The organism is Vibrio sp. 2-2(8), from assembly GCF_963888495.1.
In the GTDB taxonomy this organism is placed as follows: domain Bacteria; phylum Pseudomonadota; class Gammaproteobacteria; order Enterobacterales; family Vibrionaceae; genus Vibrio; species Vibrio anguillarum.
In genome coordinates, this window is the sequence record NZ_CAWPJM010000030.1 from 1 (window position 1) to 1,835 (window position 1,835).

Annotated in this window: 2 tRNA genes and 2 rRNA genes; all 4 read left to right on the forward strand. The window is 48.6% G+C overall.

Annotated elements, in window-relative coordinates:
• A 16S ribosomal RNA gene (locus tag AACV12_RS09205) occupies nt 1–504 on the forward strand; the annotation flags it as partial.
• Nucleotides 505–569: 65 nt separating this feature from the next.
• Nucleotides 570–646 (forward strand) — tRNA-Ile (locus tag AACV12_RS09210).
• Nucleotides 647–690: 44 nt separating this feature from the next.
• Nucleotides 691–766, forward strand: a tRNA-Ala gene (locus AACV12_RS09215).
• A 298-nt stretch (nt 767–1,064) separates the two neighbouring features.
• Nucleotides 1,065–1,835: ribosomal RNA gene (locus tag AACV12_RS09220) — 23S ribosomal RNA — on the forward strand; the annotation flags it as partial.

The window sequence follows — 1,835 nt, forward strand, 5'->3', positions numbered from 1 at the left end:
AGACAGGTGCTGCATGGCTGTCGTCAGCTCGTGTTGTGAAATGTTGGGTTAAGTCCCGCAACGAGCGCAACCCTTATCCTTGTTTGCCAGCGAGTAATGTCGGGAACTCCAGGGAGACTGCCGGTGATAAACCGGAGGAAGGTGGGGACGACGTCAAGTCATCATGGCCCTTACGAGTAGGGCTACACACGTGCTACAATGGCGCATACAGAGGGCAGCAAGCTAGCGATAGTGAGCGAATCCCAAAAAGTGCGTCGTAGTCCGGATTGGAGTCTGCAACTCGACTCCATGAAGTCGGAATCGCTAGTAATCGTAGATCAGAATGCTACGGTGAATACGTTCCCGGGCCTTGTACACACCGCCCGTCACACCATGGGAGTGGGCTGCAAAAGAAGTGGGTAGTTTAACCTTTCGGGGAGGACGCTCACCACTTTGTGGTTCATGACTGGGGTGAAGTCGTAACAAGGTAGCGCTAGGGGAACCTGGCGCTGGATCACCTCCTTATACGAAGATTACACTGATGAGTGTCCACACAGATTGATGGTTTATACAGTTTAAGAGACGATGCTGGGTCTGTAGCTCAGGTGGTTAGAGCGTTCGCCTGATAAGCGAGAGGTCGGTGGTTCAAGTCCACTCAGACCCACCAATTCTTCCTCCCAGAAGATTGGCACACAGTATCACACACCTGATGGGGTTATAGCTCAGCTGGGAGAGCGCCTGCCTTGCACGCAGGAGGTCTGCGGTTCGATCCCGCATAGCTCCACCATCTTTAAGCGCACTAGCAATAGTGTTTTTAAAAATGGTTTTCATTAGAAAATCTTGCTCTTTAACAATTTGGAAAGCTGACTGATAACAACGAACGTGTTTGTTGTTATCAAATAAAAGTTCTCAACATCAATGCGTTAAACGTATTGATACCAAACACATTCAAGTGTTCTTGGGAAAGCTTACTACGGTAAGTTTTCAAAATTGAGTCCGGCAAAATCAAACGTCTCTCGCTCATTCAAATAATGAGAGACAACCTTGGTGACTTGTCTGCAACACGAAACTTCTTCGGGTTGTATGGTTAAGTGACTAAGCGTACACGGTGGATGCCTTGGCAGTCAGAGGCGATGAAGGACGTAGTAACTTGCGATAAGCGTAGATTAGGCAGTAACAGCCACTTGAGTCTACGATTTCCGAATGGGGAAACCCACGTGCATAAGCACGTATCCTTACCTGAATACATAGGGTAAGGAGGCAAACCGGGGGAACTGAAACATCTAAGTACCCCGAGGAGAAGAAATCAACAGAGATTCCGAAAGTAGCGGCGAGCGAAATTGGACTAGCCCTTAAGCTTTTAATGATGCAGGTGAAGCCTCTGGAAAGTGGCGCAATAAAGGGTGATAGCCCCGTAACTGTTCCATCATTATAAGTGAAATCGAGTAAGGCGGGACACGTGTTATCCTGTCTGAACATGGGGGGACCATCCTCCAAGGCTAAATACTACTGACTGACCGATAGTGAACCAGTACCGTGAGGGAAAGGCGAAAAGAACCCCTGTGAGGGGAGTGAAATAGAACCTGAAACCGTGTACGTACAAGCAGTAGGAGCAGGCTTTGTCCTGTGACTGCGTACCTTTTGTATAATGGGTCAGCGACTTATATTCAGTGGCAAGGTTAACCGAATAGGGGAGCCGTAGGGAAACCGAGTCTTAACTGGGCGATTTAGTCTCTGGATATAGACCCGAAACCGGGTGATCTAGCCATGGGCAGGTTGAAGGTTGAGTAACATCAACTGGAGGACCGAACCGACTAATGTTGAAAAATTAGCGGATGACTTGTGGCTAGGGGTGA